The 1,790-nt window shown below is 46.7% G+C and carries 1 protein-coding gene; it reads left to right on the forward strand.

Annotated features, from left to right (window positions below; translation table 11 throughout):
- Positions 1-402: 402 nt before the first annotated feature.
- The coding region (gene dnaX / locus QT973_RS26920; RefSeq protein WP_333392573.1) for a DNA polymerase III subunit gamma/tau at positions 403-1,790 on the forward strand (1,388 nt) is incomplete at its 3' end.

Here is a 1,790-nt window from a genome sequence, read left to right on the forward strand (position 1 = left end):
TAATTCCGGCACTGTCTTCTCCATGTGCCTCACCTTATCAGATTTTTTGGGTTTTTGCTACCCCCGTGAACTTCTACTGCTAAACTCTGGGGCTGTGAGTTTTGTCTCAAGTGCGACATCCGCTATTTGATTGATACAGCCAAAGCGATTTCCAGCTCTGATTTGCGGGTGTTAATGGCAACTCCTACTACTCCCCTACTGATTGCACCGTTTGGAACGCCTGCGTCGGGTACAGAGGCTAAGGAGTGCGAATATATTGTCGCTCCGCAAGAATAGTCGTGCATGTGGGAGTGGCATCTAAATTTGATGCCCTCTCCTGCAAAAAATATGAGTTTAATTTCAGGCACGGCTCACGCCTCCCCTATCGGGGAATAGTTACCAGAAGTATTCTAACGACTCAAAATGTACCAACCACTGCACCTCAAATACCGACCCAAAAACCTCCAAGAATTAGTGGGTCAAGACACCATCAAAACAACCCTGACCAATGCCATCACCTCCAACAAAATTGCTCAAGCTTACCTATTTACTGGCCCCAGAGGAACAGGCAAAACTTCAACCGCTCGCATTCTTGCTAAATCCCTCAATTGTTTGAATAGCAAAAAGCCAACCGCCACTCCTTGCGGGGAATGTTCAAGCTGCAAAACCATTGACTCCTGTTCAAGCTTAGACGTAACTGAAATCGATGCTGCCTCTCACAATGGCGTGGATGATGCCAGAGAATTAATACAACACAGCAACTTTGCGCCAGCGATGATCCCTTACCGCATCTGGATTTTAGACGAGTGCCACCAACTCAGTACCAGCGCTCAAAATGCTCTCCTCAAATGCCTTGAAGAACCTCCGGCTCATGTGGTGTTTATTCTCTGTACGACTGAAGCACATAAAGTCCTGCCGACAATTATCTCCCGCTGCCAAACTTTTAACTTCCGAGCCTTGTCAGTTGATGCTATTGTCGGACAATTGCACAAAATTAGCACTGCTGAATCTATTGAGATCGCAAGTGAGGCCATGCGGGCGATCGCTCGCACCTGCGACGGAGGGTTAAGAGATGCCTTGCAATTACTCTCTCAGCTTTCACTGCTAAACTCAGAGATTACCCTAACTCAAGTTGCAGAAGTATCTGGCAGCATCAGCGAGCAAGAGTCGATCGCCCTTCTCAAAGCCATTCATTCTGCCGATACCTTAAGCGTACTGCAATCTTCGAGAACGCTCATTGACAGCGGCAAAACCCCTAAACTTATTCTCAGCAGCTTGCTAGCAGCAATGAGAGATTTGCTCATTGTCAAATCAACGCGCCACTGCCAGAATTTAATTGCAGGGCCAGTAGGCTACTCACAACTGCGCTCGCTCGCTCTTCATCTCGATTTTGAAACAATTGATGCGGCTTGTGCACAATTGCAGAAATCAGAATTTCAATTGAGAACTAGCACCAATGCAGCTACGTGGTTAGAAGTTTGCCTGCTGAACTTGATGCTGTCAAGCAAACCTGTAGCCAAGGAAATGCGATTGCCGGCAACTTTCCCATCTAATCAGCCCGACAAATTTGATAAAACCCCTCAAAAAATAGAGGCATATTCTCCTGACTTTGAGACAACTTGGGCGCAAGTAGTAGCAGCAGCGAAACCAGGCAATCGTAGCCTCTTAAACCGCGCTCAAATTGCCGAACTTTCTGCTGATTCATGTGTGTTAGTAGTAGAAAGAAAATACGCCAACAAGTTTCAGAGTCACCTTGAATGCGTGCAGCGGATCGTTACTAAAGCTTTAGGCCGCTCTGTTACTGTAACTGT

Origin of the sequence: Microcoleus sp. Z1_A1 (genome assembly GCF_036700305.1) — a bacterium.
Taxonomy (GTDB): Bacteria; Cyanobacteriota; Cyanobacteriia; order Cyanobacteriales; family Microcoleaceae; genus Microcoleus.